Annotated in this window: 21 protein-coding genes and 1 tRNA gene; 9 read left to right on the top strand and 13 right to left on the bottom strand. The window is 29.1% G+C overall.

Going from position 1 to position 19407, the window contains the following annotated elements; translation table 11 throughout:
- From PKV21_02955 to folE, 3 genes are all read left to right on the top strand, one after another.
- Window positions 1-453, top strand: a 453-nt coding sequence (locus PKV21_02955) for a thiamine phosphate synthase (protein HOM26449.1), incomplete at its 5' end; no start/stop codon positions are given.
- On the top strand, window positions 423-2285 hold the full coding sequence (ftsH, locus tag PKV21_02960) for an ATP-dependent zinc metalloprotease FtsH (protein HOM26450.1): 1863 nt from the start codon (window positions 423-425) through the stop codon (window positions 2283-2285). The genes PKV21_02955 and ftsH, both read left to right, overlap by 31 nt.
- Window positions 2230-2799, top strand: a complete 570-nt coding sequence (gene folE / locus PKV21_02965; protein ID HOM26451.1) for a GTP cyclohydrolase I FolE — start codon at window positions 2230-2232, stop codon at window positions 2797-2799. Before ftsH ends, folE begins: the two co-directional genes overlap by 56 nt.
- On the opposite strand, the gene PKV21_02970 is transcribed toward folE, so the two are convergent.
- From PKV21_02970 to PKV21_02995, 6 genes are all read right to left on the bottom strand, one after another.
- A complete protein-coding gene (locus tag PKV21_02970) occupies window positions 2800-2973 on the bottom strand; it encodes a hypothetical protein (GenBank protein ID HOM26452.1) in 174 nt (57 codons plus the stop codon). It abuts the gene before it with no gap.
- Window positions 2974-2979: 6 nt separating this feature from the next.
- Window positions 2980-4170: a MiaB/RimO family radical SAM methylthiotransferase gene (locus PKV21_02975; protein HOM26453.1), complete on the bottom strand. Its 1191-nt coding sequence runs from the start codon at window positions 4168-4170 to the stop codon at window positions 2980-2982.
- A gap of 1 nt (window position 4171) precedes the next feature.
- Window positions 4172-6421, bottom strand: a complete 2250-nt coding sequence (locus tag PKV21_02980; protein ID HOM26454.1) for a glycosyltransferase — start codon at window positions 6419-6421, stop codon at window positions 4172-4174.
- Window positions 6422-6423: 2 nt separating this feature from the next.
- Window positions 6424-7482 carry an NDP-sugar synthase gene (locus tag PKV21_02985; protein HOM26455.1) on the bottom strand — a complete coding sequence of 353 codons (1059 nt, stop codon included), beginning with the start codon at window positions 7480-7482 and terminating at the stop codon, window positions 6424-6426.
- 127 nt (window positions 7483-7609) lie between these two features.
- Window positions 7610-8173: a response regulator gene (locus tag PKV21_02990; GenBank protein ID HOM26456.1), complete on the bottom strand. Its 564-nt coding sequence runs from the start codon at window positions 8171-8173 to the stop codon at window positions 7610-7612.
- 1 nt (window position 8174) lies between these two features.
- Window positions 8175-9311 (bottom strand): radical SAM protein, encoded by a 1137-nt coding sequence (locus PKV21_02995; protein HOM26457.1) that lies wholly within the window; start codon window positions 9309-9311, stop codon window positions 8175-8177.
- 48 nt (window positions 9312-9359) lie between these two features.
- Here PKV21_02995 and PKV21_03000 point away from each other — a divergent pair, with 48 nt between their 5' ends.
- Complete coding sequence (locus PKV21_03000) at window positions 9360-10490, top strand: uroporphyrinogen decarboxylase family protein (protein HOM26458.1); 1131 nt, start codon at window positions 9360-9362, stop codon at window positions 10488-10490.
- Here PKV21_03000 and PKV21_03005 read toward each other — a convergent pair.
- Genes PKV21_03005 through dnaG form a run of 3 tightly spaced genes read right to left on the bottom strand, consistent with a single transcriptional unit; the run spans window position 10487 to window position 14187 of the window.
- Window positions 10487-11245, bottom strand: coding sequence for an MBL fold metallo-hydrolase (locus PKV21_03005; GenBank protein ID HOM26459.1), 759 nt, complete (start codon window positions 11243-11245; stop codon window positions 10487-10489). The genes PKV21_03000 and PKV21_03005 overlap by 4 nt on opposite strands.
- On the bottom strand, window positions 11242-12441 hold the full coding sequence (locus PKV21_03010; GenBank protein HOM26460.1) for a sigma-70 family RNA polymerase sigma factor: 1200 nt from the start codon (window positions 12439-12441) through the stop codon (window positions 11242-11244). Before PKV21_03010 ends, PKV21_03005 begins: the two co-directional genes overlap by 4 nt.
- A 3-nt stretch (window positions 12442-12444) precedes the next feature.
- Window positions 12445-14187, bottom strand: coding sequence for a DNA primase (dnaG, locus tag PKV21_03015; GenBank protein HOM26461.1), 1743 nt, complete (start codon window positions 14185-14187; stop codon window positions 12445-12447).
- Window positions 14188-14271: 84 nt separating this feature from the next.
- Between dnaG and lepB the strand changes: the two genes are divergently transcribed.
- Window positions 14272-14760 (top strand): signal peptidase I, encoded by a 489-nt coding sequence (gene lepB / locus PKV21_03020; protein HOM26462.1) that lies wholly within the window; start codon window positions 14272-14274, stop codon window positions 14758-14760.
- A gap of 51 nt (window positions 14761-14811) precedes the next feature.
- On the opposite strand, the gene PKV21_03025 is transcribed toward lepB, so the two are convergent.
- Complete coding sequence (locus tag PKV21_03025) at window positions 14812-15081, bottom strand: HU family DNA-binding protein (GenBank protein HOM26463.1); 270 nt, start codon at window positions 15079-15081, stop codon at window positions 14812-14814.
- A 122-nt stretch (window positions 15082-15203) separates the two neighbouring features.
- Entirely contained in the window at window positions 15204-15830 is a 627-nt protein-coding gene (locus PKV21_03030; GenBank protein HOM26464.1) for a MotA/TolQ/ExbB proton channel family protein, read from the bottom strand.
- A gap of 129 nt (window positions 15831-15959) precedes the next feature.
- Between PKV21_03030 and PKV21_03035 the strand changes: the two genes are divergently transcribed.
- From PKV21_03035 to PKV21_03050, 4 genes are all read left to right on the top strand, one after another.
- On the top strand, window positions 15960-16298 hold the full coding sequence (locus PKV21_03035) for a hypothetical protein (protein HOM26465.1): 339 nt from the start codon (window positions 15960-15962) through the stop codon (window positions 16296-16298).
- 12 nt (window positions 16299-16310) lie between these two features.
- The gene (locus PKV21_03040; protein ID HOM26466.1) at window positions 16311-16844 is read left to right on the top strand and encodes a nitroreductase family protein; all 534 of its coding nucleotides are present in this window, start codon (window positions 16311-16313) and stop codon (window positions 16842-16844) included.
- On the top strand, window positions 16829-17740 hold the full coding sequence (locus PKV21_03045) for a hypothetical protein (protein HOM26467.1): 912 nt from the start codon (window positions 16829-16831) through the stop codon (window positions 17738-17740). The genes PKV21_03040 and PKV21_03045 overlap by 16 nt, the downstream gene beginning before the upstream one ends.
- 100 nt (window positions 17741-17840) lie before the next feature.
- Window positions 17841-18443 (top strand): hypothetical protein, encoded by a 603-nt coding sequence (locus tag PKV21_03050; protein ID HOM26468.1) that lies wholly within the window; start codon window positions 17841-17843, stop codon window positions 18441-18443.
- 1 nt (window position 18444) lies between these two features.
- Here PKV21_03050 and PKV21_03055 read toward each other — a convergent pair whose 3' ends face one another.
- A complete protein-coding gene (locus PKV21_03055) occupies window positions 18445-19245 on the bottom strand; it encodes an NAD+ synthase (protein HOM26469.1) in 801 nt (266 codons plus the stop codon).
- Between the two features lie 51 nt (window positions 19246-19296).
- Window positions 19297-19368, bottom strand: a tRNA-Glu gene (locus tag PKV21_03060).
- Window positions 19369-19407: the final 39 nt, after the last annotated feature.

The following is a 19407-nucleotide window of genomic DNA, read 5'->3' on the forward strand; positions in this document are numbered from 1 at the left end:
TATTTAATTAATGACAGAGTAGATATATGTTTTTTATGTGAAGGTGATGGAGTTCATTTAGGAAAAAATGATCTTGATGTAGAAAGTGTCAGAAAAATATTACCTGATAAAATTGTAGGTGTTTCAACAGGGAATATAGAAGATGTAAAAGAAGTTAAAAATGGAGATATAGATTATATTGCGATTGGTTCTATTTTTAAATCTCCGACAAAACCAGAAAAAAAACCTGTTGGAAAAGATATTTTAAGAAGAATAAAAGAAATTATATCTATACCTCTTATAGGGATTGGGGGTATAAATATAGAAAATGCAGGGGAAGTTATTGAAAAAGGAGCGGATGGAGTGGCTGTTATAAGTGTTGTGGAAAATTCAGAAAATCCTGAAAAAATAATAAAAAAGTTAAAGGAGGAGATAAAAAAAGGATGGAAGAAAAAGGGAAAAAGAATAATTTGAATTTTTTGAAAGGTTTTTTATTCTGGGTTCTGGTTATAATTTTTATTTTTGCTCTTTTGAAATTTTCTGAAGTTGAAGGGAAAAAGATAAACTTAATTTATAGTGATTTCATAAATGAGGTTAAAAAAGGTAATATTGAAGGTGTATTGTCTATAAAAAAGAATATAGTTTACGGAAAATTAAAGGATGGAAGAAATTTTTATACTTTTATTGGAGAAGACCCTGATTTAAACAGAATTTTAATTGATAATAATATTTCTTTTAAATATGAGCCAGGTAACTGGATAGCAGAACTCATTCCGTATATTATTCCTGCTTTGATTTTCTTTTTTATTTTCTGGATGTTTATAAAACAGGCGAATATTGAAAGAAATAGGGTTATGTCTTTTGCAAGAAGTACTCCTATAATTCCAAATCCAAGAAATAGAGTTACTTTTGAAGATGTGGCTGGATGTGAGGAAGCAAAGGAAGAGTTAAAAGAAATAATTGAATTTTTGAAAAATCCAAAAAAATTTCAGAAACTCGGTGGTAAAATTCCAAAAGGAGTTCTTTTAATAGGTCCTCCTGGGACAGGTAAAACTCTCCTTGCAAAAGCAGTTGCAGGAGAAGCAGGAGTTCCTTTTTTAAGTATGAGTGGTTCTGATTTTGTTGAAATGTTTGTTGGAGTTGGTGCAGCAAGGGTAAGAGACCTTTTTAGACAGGCAAAACGGCTTGCTCCATGTATTGTGTTTATTGATGAAATTGATGCTGTTGGAAGACAGAGATTTGCTGGGCTTGGAGGAGGACATGATGAAAGAGAACAGACATTGAATCAACTACTTGTTGAAATGGATGGATTTCAAACGGATGAAGGTATAATTGTTATGGCTGCGACAAATAGACCCGATGTTTTAGACCCTGCTTTAACAAGGCCTGGAAGATTTGACAGAACAGTGGTTGTTACACTTCCTGATGTTAAGGCAAGGGAAAAAATTTTAAAAGTTCATACAAAAAATAAACCGCTTGATAGTTCTGTTGACCTTTCTTTAATAGCAAGAGCAACACCGGGACTTTCAGGAGCTGACCTTGCAAATATTGTTAATGAAGCAGCACTTCTTGCAGCAAAAAAAGGAAAAGAAAAAATTGATATGAGTGATTTTGAGGAAGCAAAGGATAAGGTTTTAATGGGAGTTGAAAGGAAAAGTTTATATGTAAGTGAAGAGGAGAAAAAAATTATTGCTTATCATGAGGCAGGTCATACTCTTGTTCAGAAAAGTTTGCCAGAGGTATATCCTGTTCATAAAGTAACAATTATTCCAAGAGGACAGGCACTTGGAATAACTCATATACTTCCCGATAAGGATAGGTTTCTTGAAAGTGATACATACTATAAAAATTCACTTGCAGCACTTCTTGCAGGAAGGGCAACAGAAGAAATTGTTTTTGGCAGGAAATTTACTGGTAGTGAAAATGATTTAAGGGTAGCAACAGAGATTGCAAAAAAAATGGTATGTGAGTGGGGAATGAGCGAAAATTTAGGTCCTATAAGTTTCAGACCCCATGAGGCAGTTTTTCTTGGTAGAGACCTTGTTCAGCAGAGAGAATTCAGTGAAGAGACATCAAGAGAAATTGATAAGGAGATAAAGAAGATTCTTGAAGAAGCAGAGGCAAGAGCAAAAGAAATAATAATGAAAAATAGGGATAAACTTGATATTCTTGTTAAAGAATTGCTTGAAAAAGAAACATTGACATCAGAAGATATTGATAAAATTCTTGGGATAGAAAAAGGAGAGGAAAATGGACATAGTGAAAATAGAAAAGGGGATGGAACTGATAATAGAAGCACTGGGTAAAAATATAGACAAGAAAAAACTTAAAGATACACCAAAAAGAGTTGCAAAGATGTACGAAGAGATTTTCAGTGGAATAGATGTTGACCCTAAAAAAGTTCTGGGGAAGGTCTTCAAGGAGGATTTTAATGAACTTGTACTTGTTAAAGATATAAATTTTTATTCAATATGTGAACACCACTTTCTTCCATTTTTCGGGAAAGCACATGTTGCCTATTTACCGGATGGTAATAATGTTGTTGGAATAAGTAAAATTGCCCGTCTTGTTGATGTACTTTCAAAAAGACCTCAATTACAGGAAAGAATGACAAATCAGATAGTGGATATAATTATGGATGTTTTAACACCTCAGGGTGCAATGGCAATAATTGAAGCAGAACATATGTGTATGATAATGAGAGGGATAAAAAAACCAGGGACAAAAATAGTAACAAGTGCTATGAGAGGTATATTTTTAAGAGATTTAAGAACAAGAACTGAAGCACTCAATTTGATTTCTCCATCAATCCGTTTTTGATTATTTCATAAATGGAGAAAGAAGGATAACAATCCCTGCTATCATCAAAATAATTCCAGCAACTGCTATAATGTCAGAAGTGGATTCCTTTTCATATGTCAACCTTGGTTTAAATGTTAAAAAAATTCCACCCAGTAATAATAAAAAACCCAGAATTATAAATATACCTTTCATTTTTATTTATTCTCCTTTTTCTTTTATAATTTTTCCAGATAGAAAATTTTTTAAAATTTTTTCAGCAGTTACAGAAATAATTTCATTTTTTAAATTTTTATCAGAATTAACTATTACAGGAATATAATTTTCTGAATATCCTTTCAAGAAGTTCCCAGTTTTTTCTTCAATCAAAACTTCAAGTTTTTTACCAATAAAATTTTCTTTAACTTTTTTGCTTGAATAATTTGAAATTTTTAAAATTTTCTTAAATCTTTCTTTTTTTGTTTTTTCCTCTACTTTATCAGGAAGATTTATTGCAACTGTATTTTTTCTTTCTGAATAGGGAAAAATATGAACTTTTAAAAATTTAATTTTATCAATAGCCATACAAGTTTTTTCAAAATCTTCCTCTTTTTCCCCAGGAAATCCAACTATTACGTCTGTTGTGAAAGTCACCCTATCTATATTTTCCTTAATCATATCAATCTTTTCAAGATAATCGTTAAAAGTATATCTTCTTCCCATTAAATTTAAAATCCTATCTGAACCACTTTGAAGAGGAATATGAAAATGCGGACAGAATTTATTTATTTTTTTTAAAGAATTGATAAAAAATTCATTAATATAATAAATTTCAATTGAACTCAACCTAATCCTTTTTATTTCTTTTATTTCTTCTATTTTTTCAAGAAGGGAAAGAAGTTTTTCACCTGTATCTTTTCCATAAGAACCAAGGTCAATCCCTGTAAGAACAATTTCTTTATATCCGTTTTCTCCAAGTTTTTTTATTTCCTCAATTATATCTTTTTCTTTTCTGCTTTTAACCTTTCCTCTAACAAAAGGAACAATGCAGTAAGTACAGAAATTTTCACATCCATCTTCTATTTTTACAAAGGCACGAGTATGTTCATCAAAACGTTCAATTTTATCTTTGAACTTTAAGAAAAAATCTCTTTCAACAAAATTTATATTTTCAAGTTCTCTTAGTTTACCATTTTTTTTGATAAGACATCCTGTTAAATATATTTTTTTTCCTTCTTTTAACAATTTTTTTATTTTTTTCTTTACTTCTTTTTCTACTTTTTCAGTAACACAGCATGAGTTTAAAATAACAATATTTTCTGATTTAAAATTGTCATCCTTCTCTATATTTTCTTTTATGAGTTGGCTTTCATATTGGTTAACTTTACAACCAAAAGTAATAACCTTTGCCATTTTATATTTCTTCTATTTCAAGACGAGCAAGTAAATAGGAAATGGTAGATTCTGCCCCTTGATTTCTATTTGGTCCTGATTTTGAAAGTCCATCATAACAACCACCTGTAACAGGGTCATACATCATTTCACCTTTAGTATTTCTTCCAAGGAACCAGTCAAATACAATTAAAGATAAGTTTCCATATTTTTCATCTCCGGTCAATTTTTCTGCTTTTTTTAATGCCTCAATCATACATGCCGCTTCAATTGGTTGCTGGTCATAATATGCTCTTTTCCCACCTTTTATGTACCAGCCATTATTTCCTATAGGGATAAATCTGTTTTCTATGATTGTAAGGTCAATAAGAAAATTGAGAGTTTCCATCCCAATATCAAAATATTTTTTATCCTCAAGTATCTCATAGGCATAAAGCAAACCACATGGTAATTTAGCATTTTCATAAGTTATTATGTTTTCAAACCATTTCCAGTTTGGTTCGCTTGAATTCTGGTAATTTTCAATTATTCTTTCAGCAAGTTTTTTTGCAATCTCTCTTACTCTTTCATTATTTTCGGTTTTTAAGTAGTAGTAAAGTCCTGCCAGACAATTAGCCATTCCCCTTAATGAATTGATGTTTTCAATCTGGGGTAAGGCAAGATCAAATATGTGTTTTGCTGCACCTTTAATATTTTCGTAGATAAAATCACTTGAAAGAAGAAACCCAATAGCCCATATACATCTACCAAAACAATCATCTCCTCCATCTGTATCAAGAAAGTTCCTATCATAGCCGAGTAAATTATGAAATCTTCCATTTGATTTTTGCATGTAATAAATAAAACTCAGATATATATTTATGAGATTTAAACTTTTCTGGTCTATACACATATTATAATGTTTTGTTACAACCACAAGTCCTCTTGCATTATCATCTATGGTGTAACCTGTTTTTCTATCAGCCATAGAAAATTTAGCATGCTGTATTATTCCAACATCATCTGTAAGTGTTTCAAGATGGGTTAGTTTTATTGGAAGCAATCTATCCTCAAAATAAATAGAAGCACTTTCTCCTCTACTGGAACTGACTCTTGAAAACAAAGTTAAATATTCCCATGCAACTTTTTCCCATGTCATTTTTTGTCCGAGTTTATATGCTTCTCTTTCTATCTGCTTCTTTTTTTCTGGATTTTTCAAGAGATAAAGGACTGTATCACTAATACTTTCAGGGTCCCTGAAATTCACAATTAACCCTCTTTTACCATTTTCAAAAATATCTTTTGCATAAAGATAAGGGGTTGAAATACATGCCTTACCGCATCCGATTGCATAGGACAGAGTTCCACTTGTAATCTGTCCAGGGTTTAGATATGGAGTTATATAAATATCAGTTGCTCCAAGATAATCAAGCAATTCTTCAAGAGTTAAAAATTTATTCACAAATTTTACATTATTAACAATATTCAATCTCTCACATTCTTTAATCAGAAATTCCCTATAACTTTCTCCTTCCTGTTTTACTATATTTGGGTGTGTAGCACCTATTATTAAATATACAACATCAGGAAATTCTTTTAAAATCGATGGAAGAGAATATATTACATATTCAAGTCCTTTTCCCCTGCTTAAAAGTCCAAAAGTTGAAAGGACTATTTTATTATTTAAATTTAATTTTTCTTTAAAATAATTGGTTGGCCTTAAATAAGAAAAAGGGACACCATGATAAATTAATTCTATCTTTCTTTTTGCAATTCCATAAAAATCATTTAAAAGTTCTTTTGCGATATTTGTCATCACAACAATATATGAACTTTTTTCGGATATCTTTCTCACAATTTCTCTCATTTTCTGGGGTGGATTTGGTAGTACTGTATGAAATGTTGTTACACAGGGTTTTTTGAGATGTTCAAGAAATTCAAGAAGATACTCTCCATACTCTCCACCAAATATACCAAATTCATGCTGTATCCCAACAATTTCAATTTCAGATTCGTTTACAAATTCACCTGCTTTTCTGTAATCCTCTATTTCTTCAATAGTAATAATTCTGACAACTTCTTCAGGATAATTATAAGTGTCGTCTTTTCCGTTTAAGGCAATAACTTTTGATGGAATTAAAATATTATAGTTGTCAATATGTCTTAATAAATCATTTGTAAAAGTAGCAATTCCACATGGTTTTGGTATATAAGTTGAAAGAAAACAGATTTTTGGTTTATATATACTATACTCAGTTGGTTTAAAAAATCTCGTTTTTGTTACTATTTCCATTTTTATTCCGAAATTTTTGAAAATTGATTTATATAAGAATTATCGCCTATTGCAGAATTTTTAACTAAACAATTATTTCTGATTATAACAGAATCTCCAATTATAGAATTTTCTATGATACACTCATCTCCAATAAATACATTTCCAAAAATTATGGAGTTTTCAATAATACAATTTTTCCCTATAAATGATTTTTTACCTATAATAACCTTTCCCTTAAATATTGAATTTTCACCAATTATAACATTTTCATCTGCAATCAACTTCCCTTCAACGATTACATTATTTCCAATTAAAACATTATCTTTTTTTTCTATATTTTTTTCTGATTTTTTGTAAAGAAGTTCAATTTTTCCATCAATTAAATCAAAATTCCCTTTTTTATATTTATCAATTGTTCCGACATCAAGCCAGTATCCATAATGAATATATCCATACATATCTTTACCTTTTTGAAGAATTTGAGGGAATGTCTCTTTTTCAACCGAAACTTCTTTATTTTCTGGTATTTCTTCAAGAACTTCTGGTTGAAAAATATAAACACCTGCATTTACTGTATCAGTAATAATTTCTTCTTTTTTTGGTTTTTCAATGAATTTAATTATTTTCATATCATCATCAGTTAAAATTAAACCATAAGATGAAGGGTCTGGAACTTTTATCATCCCTATTGTTATAAATGCATTCTTTTCTTTATGAAAATTTAAGATTTTCTCAAGATTAAAATCTGCAAGGACGTCTCCGTTAAACACAAAAAATGGGTCTTTCCCTTTTAAAAACTTTTCAGCATTCTTTATTCCACCACCTGTCCCAAGTGGTTTTTTTTCATATGATAAATAAACCTTAATTCCCATCTGTTTTCCAATCTCTATTGCTTTTTTAAAATCATCCCCTTTATAACCCACTCCGAGAACAACATCTACTATTCCATAGTTTTTCAATAATTCAAATTGATAACTTATAAAAGGATAATTTACAATTGGTAAAAGCGCTTTTGGTGTTGTTATTGTAAAAGGTCTTAATCTTGTACCGAATCCCCCTAAAAGCAAAAGCGCCTTCATACTTATCTCCTTTTTGATTTTAAAATGAATTTATCATTTGAGAACATATATATATTTTACCCTATTATCTCTTTTTTCGCAAAGAAAAAGACATGAAAATTTGAGAAATGAAAATTGAACAGTATTTTTAAATCTGAACTATATTTTTTATTGTCTTTTCTATCTCTTTATAATCAAATGGTTTTATGAAGATATAATCAGCACCCTCTTCTTTTGCTTTTTTTATATTTTCTTCTTCCGGATGACCTGTGATAACGATAATAACAATATTTTTCAAATTAGGGTCATTTTTTATAATATTTAAAACCTCAAATCCATTAATACCAGGCATAAATATATCAAGTATTAAAATTTCTGGTTTAAAAGAATACAGATATTTTCCAACTTCAAATCCATTATAAGCAGTTATTATTCTGAAATTTGTATTTCTTCTTTCAAGGAATTCTTTTAAAGAATTTGATATATCAACATTATCATCTCCAATTAAAATCTTTACTTCTTTTTCTGTTTCATATCCTAAAAGTTTTCTCTCTTTCATTATCCTTTCTACTTCTTTTTTTAAAATCACCCATCTTCCACCAGGTAATCTAACTCCTTCAATTTTTTTATCTATTATCCATTTATAAACAGTAATTCTGCTCACTCCAATTATTTTTCCAAGTTCTCCTGTTGTATAAAATTTCTTTTCCATATTAAACCACCTCATCAAAAATTGTATAATAAAAATCTTTTTCTTTTTGTTCCTGTTGTTTCTTTATTCTTTTACCATTAATTAAAATATAGGGCAGTGCTTTTCTCAATCTAACCCCTATTTTTTTCAATGTGATTTCTGATTTTATTTTTCCTTCTTTCCTTGCTTCCAAAATCTTTTTTGCTGTTTTTATTCCAACCCCGGGAATGCGAATTAATTGATATAAATCTGCTTTGTTGATTTCTACAGGGAAAAAATCTTTATTCCTTTCAGCCCAGAGAATTTTTGGGTCTCTATTTAAATACAAATTTCCATTTCTGTCAAAAGGAATTTCAGAAGGTAGAAATTTATATTTTCTTATAAGAATATCTGCCTGATACAATCTTACCTGTCTTTTTAAGGAGCAGGGCTTTTTATTTTCAAGAGGTGTTTTTAAAACAGGAATAAATCCGCTATAGTAAACTCTTGAAAGATTATAATTTTTATAAAGATAAAAGGAAAAACTTAATATTTCTCTATCTTTTTCTTCAGAAGAACCAATAATAATCTGTGTTGTAATCCCATTCTTTAAAGGACTTTCTTTGTTTAGGTCTGAAAGTTTTTTTAAGGTTAAAAGTAAATTTTTTGAAAAGTCCTTTTCTTTTGCTATCCTTTTCATATATTCTGAATTAACTGTTTCCATGTTTAAAGACAATCTATCAGCATAAATTTTCCCCTTTTTTATTAAATATTCGTCAACTCCCGGTAGAATTTTAAGATGTATGTAATCATTATATTTATATTTTTTTCTTAAAATTTCCACAACTTCTAACATTTTTTCCTGCGTTTCATTATTATCCCCATTTATTGCAGAGGATAGAAAAAGTCCGTTTACAATCCCTTTTCTCCACATAGAATAAAATATATCTGCAAGTTCTCTTACATTAAAACTATACCTTGGACAATCTCTATCTCTTCTATTGGCACAGTAAAGACAGTTAAATTTACAGTTATTTGTAAGAAGAACTTTGAAAAGTTTTACAATCCTATTTCCACATACAGAAGGATATATAAAAGATGTAAACCTTTCTTTTTGATTTATATATTCACTTACTTCAAAAATTCCAAGATTTCCTAAAAAATTTAACTTTTCTTGCATATCCTTAATTTTTATTATACAATTTTTAAGATTTGAGAGAAAGGGAAAATGAACGAGAGAGAAAGATATAAAAAAACTCTATTATTTGAGAAAGTAGATAAAATTCCTTTTTCACCTGGTAGTCCGAGAGAATCAACTTTAAAAAGATGGCATAAAGAAGGGCTTCCTGAAAATGTTAACTGGTTTGAGTATATATGTGAAAAAATAGGAATAAAGATAGAAAAACCAAAAAAAACAAAAATTAATTTATCCTATTCGTTTTTCTTGAATCCTCTATTTGAAGAAAAGGTAATAGAAAAGAAAAATGGACACTTAATTGTACAGACGGAGAAAGGAGAGATTGTAGAAATTGATGAAAAATACGATTTCACATATTTAAGGAGCGCAAAGGATTTTGTGACAAGAAAATGGCACAAATTTCCTGTTGAAAATTTAAGCGATTGGGAGGATATGAAGAAAAGATATAATCCTGAGAGTCCTGAAAGAATAGACCCTGAAATTGATAAAAAAGCAGAAATTTTAAAAGAAAGGGACTGGGTTTTAGGAATATCATTCCATGGACCTTTCTGGCAGTTAAGAGAGTGGTGTGGATTTGAAAATTTATGTATTTTTATGGCAGAAAAGGAGGATTTTGTTCTTGAAATGGCTAATTTCTGGAAAAATTTTGTTTCTGAAATTTTAAAAAAACTAATTTTAAAAGTTCAGTTTGACTATGCTGTTATAAATGAAGATATGGCTTATAAAGAAAAAAGTATGATTTCTCCCTCAATGATTAAGAAATATTTAATGCCCTGCTGGGTTGAATGGACATCTTTATTGAAAAAAAGTGGGTGTGAAGTAGTTATGGTTGATTCAGATGGCTATATTGAAGAGATAATACCCATATGGATAGAAAGTGGAATTAACTGCACAATACCAGTTGAAATTGCTGCAGGAAATGACCCTGTTAAATTCAGAAAAAAATTTGGTAAGAATATGGCTTATGTTGGAGGAATTGATAAAAGAAAAATTGCAAAAGGTGGAGATGTTTTAAAAAAAGAAATGGACAGAATCATACCATTTTTATTTAAAGATGGAGGTTATATACCTTCCTGTGACCATGGTGTTCCTCCTGATATATCTTTTGAAAATTTTATTGAGTATTGTAAGTATCTTGCAAAATATACAGGATACCTTTAAAATTCAAAATTCATTCCATCATTAGCAATTATAACTTCTGTTCCAACCCTTTCACTTATTTGGTCTTTTTTTTCCCATATTTTATTTTTTAGCATTGTCATTCCAAAATGTGTTAGAATTGCTTTTTTTGGTTTTATATTTTTTATTATTTCTTCTGCTTCGGATAAACATAAGTGCTGTATATTTTCTTTTTTTTCATAAAGGACTGTATTGATAATAAGTATTTCACTGTTTTTATAATAATCAATTAATTCAGGGAAAAAAGATGTATCCGGCAAATATGAAATAACAGTATTTTTCAAGTTTATTTTGAATCCGTAAGTATCAACACCATGCCTGAGTTTCACCGGTATTTCAAAATTTAACCCTTTAAGTTTATAATCTTTCTTTTCCTCTAAAATTTCAATCCTTTCAACAAAATCCCTGCAATATAAAAGAATAACAGGGTCGTGATACAGACAATCATATGGAGCAAAAACAACTCCCCTTTTTTTAAATCCACCATCTGTCATCGCTTCAATCATAAGGTTTATTTCGCATGAATGGTCAAGATGTCTGTGAGAAAGAAAAATTCCTTCAAGATTCACAGGATTTAATTTTGGTTTTGACTTCACCGCTCTTAATAAAGTTCCTGGTCCAGGGTCAACAAGAAACTGTATCCCTTCAAGAGAAAACCAGATACCCCCTGAATACCTCAATTGTGAAATCATAACAAATCTTGCACCTGCTGTTCCGAGAAATTTGATAGAATTCATTTAATAAATGACTTTGAACCGAATATTCCGTGGGTAAATATTTGCAATTTTTTTCCTTTATAAGAATTTCTCAATTTCTGTATTGCCTTTGCTTCTATCTGTCTAATCCTTTCCCTCGTTAAATTGAAAATCTGTCCGACTTCTTCAAGAGTTCTTGGATAACCTTCTCCATCAAGTCCAAATCTTAATCTTATTATCAGTTCTTCTCTTTCATCAAGAATTGAGAGTGCTTTTTCTATTTCTTCTTTTAAAAGAGAATGTCTTGTATATGACAATGGATTTGGATTGAATTTGTCTTCTATAAAGTCACCTATAGTTGCTCTTTCTTCATCTCCAATAGGAGAGTCAATAGAAATTGGGTCTGGTCTCATTGATTTTTTTATATTTTTTATTTTTTCTACAGGTAAATTCATTTCCCTTGCTATTTCTTCTTCCGACAGTTCATTTTCTTCTCCAAGTTGTGAATACTTTGCCTCAATTTTTTTTACTTTATTTATTTTTTCTATCATATGAACAGGAATTCTTATAGTAGAAGAATGGTCTGCGATTGCTCTTGTTATTGCCTGTCTTATCCACCATGTTGCATAAGTACTGAACTTAAAACCAGTTTTGTATTTGAATTTCTCCACCGCCTTCATAAGTCCTATATTTCCTTCCTGAATTAAGTCAAGTATAGAAAGTTTTGGATTGCTGTATCTTTTGGCTATATTTATAACAAGTCGCAGATTTGAATTTATCAATTTTTCTCTCAGTTTATTTAATTGCTTTTCATATTTTTCTATTTGTTTTTTTGAAGGATTTGATTTTTTACTTAATTTATTTAATTGTTTTTTTGCTTCTTCTATCCCTTTTGCAATTTCAATTTCTTCTTCATGTGTTAATAAATTATAACTTCCTGCACCTTTAAGATAAGACCTTAATGGATTTCTTGCATCATCTATATCAATCTTTTTTTCTTTTTCCACAAAAAATACATCTTCTTCCTCTTCATCTTCAAGTATGTCAATATTATAATATTCAAGTTCATCAAAAAGTTCATTTATATCCTCTTCATCTGTCATATCCATTGGAAGAATTTCGTTTATATCATCCCATGAAAGATACTTTTTCCTTTTTCCAAGTTCAACTATTTCATTTATTTTATCTTCAATTTTTGTAGCTTCTTTATTTTTAACACTTTTCTTCTTTCTTCCCATATCTCACTCCTTTTTTAATTTATATAACAATTTTTGCATTTCTTTTAAATCATCCTTATAATCAATCCCTTTTTCCAGTTTTTCATTCATTTTTTTCTTGTATGACTCAATTTCTATCAACAATTTTTTCTTTTTTATTTTTTTTAAACAATCATTGAAAATTTTTTCCTTTAACTCCTCTGAAATTTTATTATTATCTTTTATCGCAATAGAGGAAATAAAACTTGCAAGTTCTTCATCGTTACATTCACCCATTAAAAGAGAAGGATTTATTTCAAGTTTTTTATTAATTAATTTTTCACCCGCTGTAATTATTTTCTCTATTTTTTCTGTAAGTTGTCCTTTAAATTCAAAAAGTTTTTCAAAATATTTTTTATCATTTATAACTATTTCTATTAAAAATTTTTCAGCAGAATTTTGATTTTCCTGATTTATTTTTGAGAGAGTTATATATTCCGTTTCAATATCTTTTTCTATCATCGCATCAAGATAACCTTCAAGTATCTCAATCTTTATTTCCATCTTTTCAGAAAGTTTTTTTAAAAATTCATATCTTTCAATTTCATCCGGGACTTTTGAGATAAATTTCAAGGTTTCTTTTATAATTGCAGATTTTTCCTTGGGATTTTTAATGTCATAAATCTGTGAATTTATAGATACTGAGAAATCAACAAAATCCTGTGAATTTTCAATAAAATTTTTGAGTGATTTTATTCCATATTCATCAATAAATTTATCAGGGTCAAAACCTGAAGGAAGCATACAGATTTTAATTTCAAATCCCTTTTTTATTATTGTTTCAAGGTTTCTCAATACCGCTCTTATTCCAGGGTCATCACCATCAAAAAGCAATAAAATTTTATCAGTGAGTTTTTTCATCAAATTTAAATGAAGTTCTGTTATGGTAGTTCCCATAGGAGCAACTGTATTTTGCATTCCTTTTATATGCATTTTCAAAACATCAAAATATCCCTCAACAAAAATAACAAATCCTTTTGATTTTATATTTTCCTTACCCCAGTTTATTCCATACAGACAATTACTTTTATTAAAAACAATATTTTCTCTTATATTTAAATATTTCGGCATAATTTCATCATCTATGGTTCTTCCTCCAAATCCAATAATTTCGTTTTTAATATTATAAATTGGGAAAATTATTCTATTTTTGAATGTGTCTTCTTTTCCTTCTTCATCAAGTAAAGCAGCAAGTAAAAAGTCCTTTTTATTCAATTTTTCTTCTTCCAATTTTTTTATGAGATAATTATTTGAAGGAGCAAAACCAATTGAAAATTTATTAATCTGTTCATCTGTTAAACCTCTCTGATATAAATATTCAAGAGCAATTTTTCCATAAGTAGAAAAAAGAGTTTTATTATATAAATTGGCTGCATATTCATTTGCTTTTAAAATTTTCTTTTTTTCAATACTTTCTTCAATATTTTCTTTTTTTGAAATTTCTATTCCTGCCTTTTTTGCAAGAATATTTAAGGCATCATAAAAAGATATTTTTTCTATATTCATTAAGAATTTCAAGGCATTTCCACCAATCCCGCATCCAAAACAATGAAAAACCTGTTTTTCAGGACTCACAAAAAAAGAAGGTGTTTTTTCGGGATGAAAAGGACACAATGCTTTAAAATTTTTACCCGCTTTCTTCAAATTTATGTATTCAGAAACAATTTCAACTATATCTATTTTTTCAAGTATTTCTTCAACTTCAGAACCTAAAGTTCCACCTTCCATTTTATATGTAGCCCTCCAGAAAAAAAATATTTAAATAGTTATACCCATTAGACAATTAAATTGTCAAGGTTTATAATATAAACTATGTTTAAACTCATCAGATATTTTATACTTATCGGGATAGTTTTTTTTACTGGTTATATTTTTGGGATTAAAGATGTTAAATTTTTAAAAATAATATCCTCTTCAATGGAACCTACCTTAAGTATTGGGGATAAAATAATTTCTGTAAAATCAAATGATATAAAAAGAAAAGATATAGTTGTTTTACTTTCTCCGGAAGGAGAAAAAGAGTTTTTAATTAAAAGAGTTATAGGGCTTCCGGGAGAAAAAATAAAAATTGAAAAGGGTTATGTTTATATAAATGGAGAAAAACTTCAAGAACCTTATATTAAAGAAAGACCTGAATATTTATTTAAAGAAATAGAAATCCCTCCAGGAACTTATTTTTTACTTGGAGACAACAGAAATGAAAGTGAAGACAGTACTACATGGGGACCCGTTGAAAAAAACTTTATTGTTGGAAAAGTTCTTTGTAGATATCATCCTTTCAGAAAATTTAAAATCTTTTAAAATAAAAAAGGCGGACCGGATTTTCTAAGGTCCGCCTTTAAGAATTAAAAATTACTTGACTGCCTTTTTCAATTCGCTTCCTGCTCTGAATACTGGAACCTTCTTCTTTGGAATCTTTATCTCTTCTCCTGTTCTTGGATTTCTTCCTTTTCTTGCTTTTCTTTCCACAACTTTGAATGTTCCGAAGCCAACAAGAGTAACTACATCCCCTTTCTTAAGAGCACCTTTAATTGCATCTAAAACTGCATCAACTGCTGCTGCCGCTTCTTTTTTTGTACAAACAACCTTTGCTACTGCTTCAATCAAATCTCCTTTATTCATACTTTCTCACCTCCTTTCTTTCTTTTTTATTGAATTTACAACACTTTTTAAATTTTGTCAAGAGGAATTTTTTATTTGTCAACAATTTCAAAATTTTCAAATTTCAAAATCCTTGTTATTCATCATTCTTCTTCACTTTTTAATAAGAAAATCAGGTCTATCAATCTTGTTGCACTTTTTTCCATTTCAAGTATTAGATTGTTTACACGGGATACAAAATAATTGTAAGAAAGATAAGCAGGAATTGCTACAACAAGTCCACCTACAGTTGTTACAAGCGCCTCCCAGATTCCTCTTGCAAGTTCTCCAGGATTTACAAGTCCTTCTTTCATTTCAATTACCATAAATGCTTTAATCATTCCTGTTACAGTTCCAAGAAGTCCTAAAAGAGGAGATATTACTGCAATGGTCGCAAGAATTACAAGATATTTTTCAAGTTCTGGAATTTGGTGGTTTGCTGTGTCATCAATCGCTTCTTTTATTTCATCCCTTGTTCTATCAAGTTTTAAAAGACCTGCTTTTATAATATTTGGAACTGGTTTATTTTGATTTTCACATTTTTCAATTGCTTCTCTTATTTTTCTTCTTTTTAAAAGGTCTTCTATATCTTTTATAAATTTCTCACTGTCAATTTGAGAATTTTTTAAGTAAATAAATCTTTCTATTATTATTGCAAGAGTTAAAACACCACATATAAAGATGGGTATCATTATATACCCACCTTTAACAGCAAGTAACCACAGATTCATTTTTTTCCCTTTTTGTCAGAGATATAATACCATCTGAAAAAAAACTTATCAAATTTTAAAAAAAGTGGTAAGATTAAAAAAAAGAAGGAAAATTTATAGAAACTTAAAAAAATATAAGGGGGGTGGAAAATGAAAAAAAATGTTTTAATTTCTGCAATTTCTGTAATAATAGTTTTGGTTTTTATTTCAGGTTGTGGTAAGAAAAAAGAGGAAGAACTTACTCCTTTAAATGCTCCTTTAAAGTATGGAGAAGTAATGAGTAAGACCATGAAAAAGGCAAAGGCAATGGATGGTGTTATTTATTTGAAAAATAAAATTAATACTTTTCAGATTCAGGAAGGAAGATATCCTTATTCTCTTGATGAACTTGTTGAAAAAGGATATATTAAAAAAGAGGAAATGCCAAAACCACCTGAAGGAATGAAGTTTGTTTACAATCCTAAAACAGGAGAAATAACGGTTAAATAAAAGGAGGAAGGTATGGAATTTTATGAAGTTATTAAAACAAGAAGGAGTGTGAGAAACTATAAAAAAGATTCCATTCCCGATGATGTCTTAAAAAGAGTTTTAAATGCAGCAAGAATAGCGCCCAGTGGGAATAATAGACAGCCATGGAAATTTATTATTATAAAGGACCGTAAGATAAAAGAAAAAATGATTGCCCTTTGCGATGGACAGGAATTTGTTGCTGAATCTCCTGTTTTAATAGTTGCCTGTGGTAAAAATATTCATTATAATAGAGGTAGATGGATGGGTGATTACAGTGTTATCGTTGATGTGGCAATTGCTGTTGACCATCTTACACTTGCAGCAAGAGCAGAAGGACTTGGTACATGCTGGATTGGTTCTTTTGACAATGAAGGGATAAAAAAATTTCTTGGAATTCCGGAGGATGTAAATGTTGTCGCTCTGACACCTTTAGGATATCCGGAAAATCCAAATGTTTTTAAAGAAACAAAAAACAGAAAAAGTTTAGAAGAAATAATATGTTATGATAAATGGGAGGAAAAATAGAAAGGAAAAAATTTAAGAAGATAAAATACTTTATTATTCCATTTTTAATAATATTGTTTTTCATTTTCTCTTTCATAGTTTTTAAAATTAATCTGATAAAAAATATAAATCTCACTGAAAAATGGAAGATAAAAGATATAAATTTTTCATCAGGAGAAATAAATTTAAAAGACCTTACCTATAAAGAAACATGGATTTCTGTCAGGATGGACGAAGTGAAATTAAAACCATCCTTTATAAAAAATGCTTTTGCTTTTGAAGGTCCTGGAGAAATCCTGTCTGATTTTGAAAAGAAAAAAGTAAATGTTGAAGGAAAGATAAAAGGAAATGTCGTTAATGGGAATGTAAATATTACAACATCAAGAATTGAAATAGAAGGTATTGGTAATTTAAAATTTTCTGGATTTCTTTCAAACTGGGGAAAGGAAAAATTTGAAGGAGTTATTGAACTCAACGGAGTGAGGGTTAAAGAAATTCTGGAAATGACAAAATACAAAATACCTTTTGACGGTAAAATATATGGAAAGGTTTTTATTGAAAAGGAAAAAGAAAAAATAAAAGAAATCAAATTTAATCTTGATATAAAAGAAATTTCTCAGGCAAACTATCAGAGCCAATTTAATTTATATGTCAAGGGGAAATATTTACCTTTAGAAAAAAAAGGACTGTTAGAAGAGGGTGTTCTTAAAAATGAAAAAGGAGAACAACTTGTATTCAGTGGTTTTATTTCTGAAAATGAGTTTGAATTTATTTTTGATACAAAAGAATTTTCGCTTGATGAATTTTTGAAACTACTTCCTGAAGAAATAATAAAAAAATATAATCTTAAAATGGAGGGTTCTAAATTCTCTTCAAATAAATTTGTGTTAAACTTTTTAAAAAAAAATTTATTTTGACGGAGAATCTCTGTTCATTTCAAAAATTTTTTCTTTCAAAGATATAAAATTTACAAATCTTAAATTTAAAACACCTGAGAATTTTTTTTCCTGTGAAAATATGAATTATGGAAAACTTATAATTGAAAACATTAATGGTAAATTTAATAAAGATTTAGAGGGAGATATAAAATTTTCTTTTTATAAAGGGAAAGGGAACATTGATATTAAAAATAAAGATTTTTCTTATATAAATGGTAAACTTTTTATTGAAAATTTAAACTTAAAAAAACTTGCTTATTCTTTTAATGAAAAAATTGTATTTGAAGGGTTAATGAATATCAATGGAGAATTTAATATAGGCAAAGGAAAATTTGAAATTGATGTAACTTTTAATTCAGTGAAAAAAAGAGGTATTAAACAATTTATGAATTTTGGAGCAATTGAACTCATTGCCTCTTTAAGTGGAGGTAATCCAATCAGAATGGCTGGAAGTTCAAACTTTTATTATAAAGATATAAAGGGAAGGATTTCAATAAAGGATAATCGTTTTACAATTGAAGGACTTCTTGGAGAAAAAAACGGGAATCAGTATTTAATTACAAAACCTTTTTTACTTCCAGGAATTAATATCCTTATAAATAAAAAAAGCAATACAATAGAAATTCATGAACTTATAAACAGAGTCAACCTTGCAATAGAAAGAATAAGAGAAAAAGATTGATTTATGAGTATTTAATTTCGTCTGGTATCTTTGCAATTTTTGGTGCTTTTCTTTTAAATTCAGTTTTTTTGACCTTTTCAATAACTTTATTTATAATTTCAGGACTTAAATTTTTAATCTGACCTGTAATTTCCTCAACCTTCATATTTTTTTCAACATAATAGTAAAGAATTATATCTGCATCCTGATAAGTAAAACCGAGTTCTTCTTCATCTGTCTGTCCTTCCCACAATTCAGCACTTGGCTTTTTTTTCAATATTTCTTCTGGAATTCCGAGAAATTGAGCGAGTTGATAAATTTCTGTTTTAAAAAGGTCTCCGAGTGGATTTATAAGCCATGCAAGGTCTCCAAAAAGAGTTCCATAACCAAGATATATTTCACTTTTATTACTTGACCCGACAACGATACCATCAAAATGGGAAGATAAATCGTAAAGTATGCTCATTCTTTCTCTTGAAATTTTGTTTCCTATTCTTATTCTGTCTGCCTGAGGGAAATTTTTGAAATAATAGTCAATCTGAGGTGTTACATTAAATCGTAAATATCTTATTCCAAGAGTTCTTCCCACCATATAGGCATGGTCAACAGAAATTTTTGGTGTATTTTTGTAGGGTAAAATTATTCCATAGGTATTATTTCTTCCAAAAGCCATTTTACACAAATATCCCACAACAGTAGAATCAACTCCACCAGACATGCCAAAAACTGCTACTCCCTTATTTGCTTTTTTAAATTCATCTCTTAAAAATTCAACAAGAAAATCCCTCACTCTTTCAGGATTAATTTTAAGTATTTCTTTCATAATTCGCCTCCTTTTTCTGAATAATTTCCGGTTATCCAGAAGTTGTTTTTTTAGCCCCAACGGGATTCGAACCCGTACCTGATGGCTGAGAACCACCTGTCCTTACCATTAGACGATGGGGCCATATAATCTAATTCCATATAATCTAATTATGGTATAATA

The sequence above is a fragment of the bacterium genome (assembly GCA_035371905.1).
Lineage (GTDB): Bacteria > Ratteibacteria > UBA8468 > B48-G9 > JAFGKM01 > JAMWDI01.

Coding starts and splice junctions, on each gene's coding strand:
- ftsH (HOM26450.1), top strand. CDS start 423: ATGGAAGAAAAAGGGAAAAAGAATAATTTGAATTTTTTGAAAGGTTTT.
- folE (HOM26451.1), top strand. CDS start 2,230: ATGGACATAGTGAAAATAGAAAAGGGGATGGAACTGATAATAGAAGCA.
- PKV21_02970 (HOM26452.1), bottom strand. CDS start 2,973: ATGAAAGGTATATTTATAATTCTGGGTTTTTTATTATTACTGGGTGGA.
- PKV21_02975 (HOM26453.1), bottom strand. CDS start 4,170: ATGGCAAAGGTTATTACTTTTGGTTGTAAAGTTAACCAATATGAAAGC.
- PKV21_02980 (HOM26454.1), bottom strand. CDS start 6,421: ATGGAAATAGTAACAAAAACGAGATTTTTTAAACCAACTGAGTATAGT.
- PKV21_02985 (HOM26455.1), bottom strand. CDS start 7,482: ATGAAGGCGCTTTTGCTTTTAGGGGGATTCGGTACAAGATTAAGACCT.
- PKV21_02990 (HOM26456.1), bottom strand. CDS start 8,173: ATGGAAAAGAAATTTTATACAACAGGAGAACTTGGAAAAATAATTGGA.
- PKV21_02995 (HOM26457.1), bottom strand. CDS start 9,311: ATGCAAGAAAAGTTAAATTTTTTAGGAAATCTTGGAATTTTTGAAGTA.
- PKV21_03000 (HOM26458.1), top strand. CDS start 9,360: ATGAACGAGAGAGAAAGATATAAAAAAACTCTATTATTTGAGAAAGTA.
- PKV21_03005 (HOM26459.1), bottom strand. CDS start 11,245: ATGAATTCTATCAAATTTCTCGGAACAGCAGGTGCAAGATTTGTTATG.
- PKV21_03010 (HOM26460.1), bottom strand. CDS start 12,441: ATGGGAAGAAAGAAGAAAAGTGTTAAAAATAAAGAAGCTACAAAAATT.
- dnaG (HOM26461.1), bottom strand. CDS start 14,187: ATGGAAGGTGGAACTTTAGGTTCTGAAGTTGAAGAAATACTTGAAAAA.
- lepB (HOM26462.1), top strand. CDS start 14,272: ATGTTTAAACTCATCAGATATTTTATACTTATCGGGATAGTTTTTTTT.
- PKV21_03025 (HOM26463.1), bottom strand. CDS start 15,081: ATGAATAAAGGAGATTTGATTGAAGCAGTAGCAAAGGTTGTTTGTACA.
- PKV21_03030 (HOM26464.1), bottom strand. CDS start 15,830: ATGAATCTGTGGTTACTTGCTGTTAAAGGTGGGTATATAATGATACCC.
- PKV21_03035 (HOM26465.1), top strand. CDS start 15,960: ATGAAAAAAAATGTTTTAATTTCTGCAATTTCTGTAATAATAGTTTTG.
- PKV21_03040 (HOM26466.1), top strand. CDS start 16,311: ATGGAATTTTATGAAGTTATTAAAACAAGAAGGAGTGTGAGAAACTAT.
- PKV21_03045 (HOM26467.1), top strand. CDS start 16,829: ATGGGAGGAAAAATAGAAAGGAAAAAATTTAAGAAGATAAAATACTTT.
- PKV21_03050 (HOM26468.1), top strand. CDS start 17,841: ATGAATTATGGAAAACTTATAATTGAAAACATTAATGGTAAATTTAAT.
- PKV21_03055 (HOM26469.1), bottom strand. CDS start 19,245: ATGAAAGAAATACTTAAAATTAATCCTGAAAGAGTGAGGGATTTTCTT.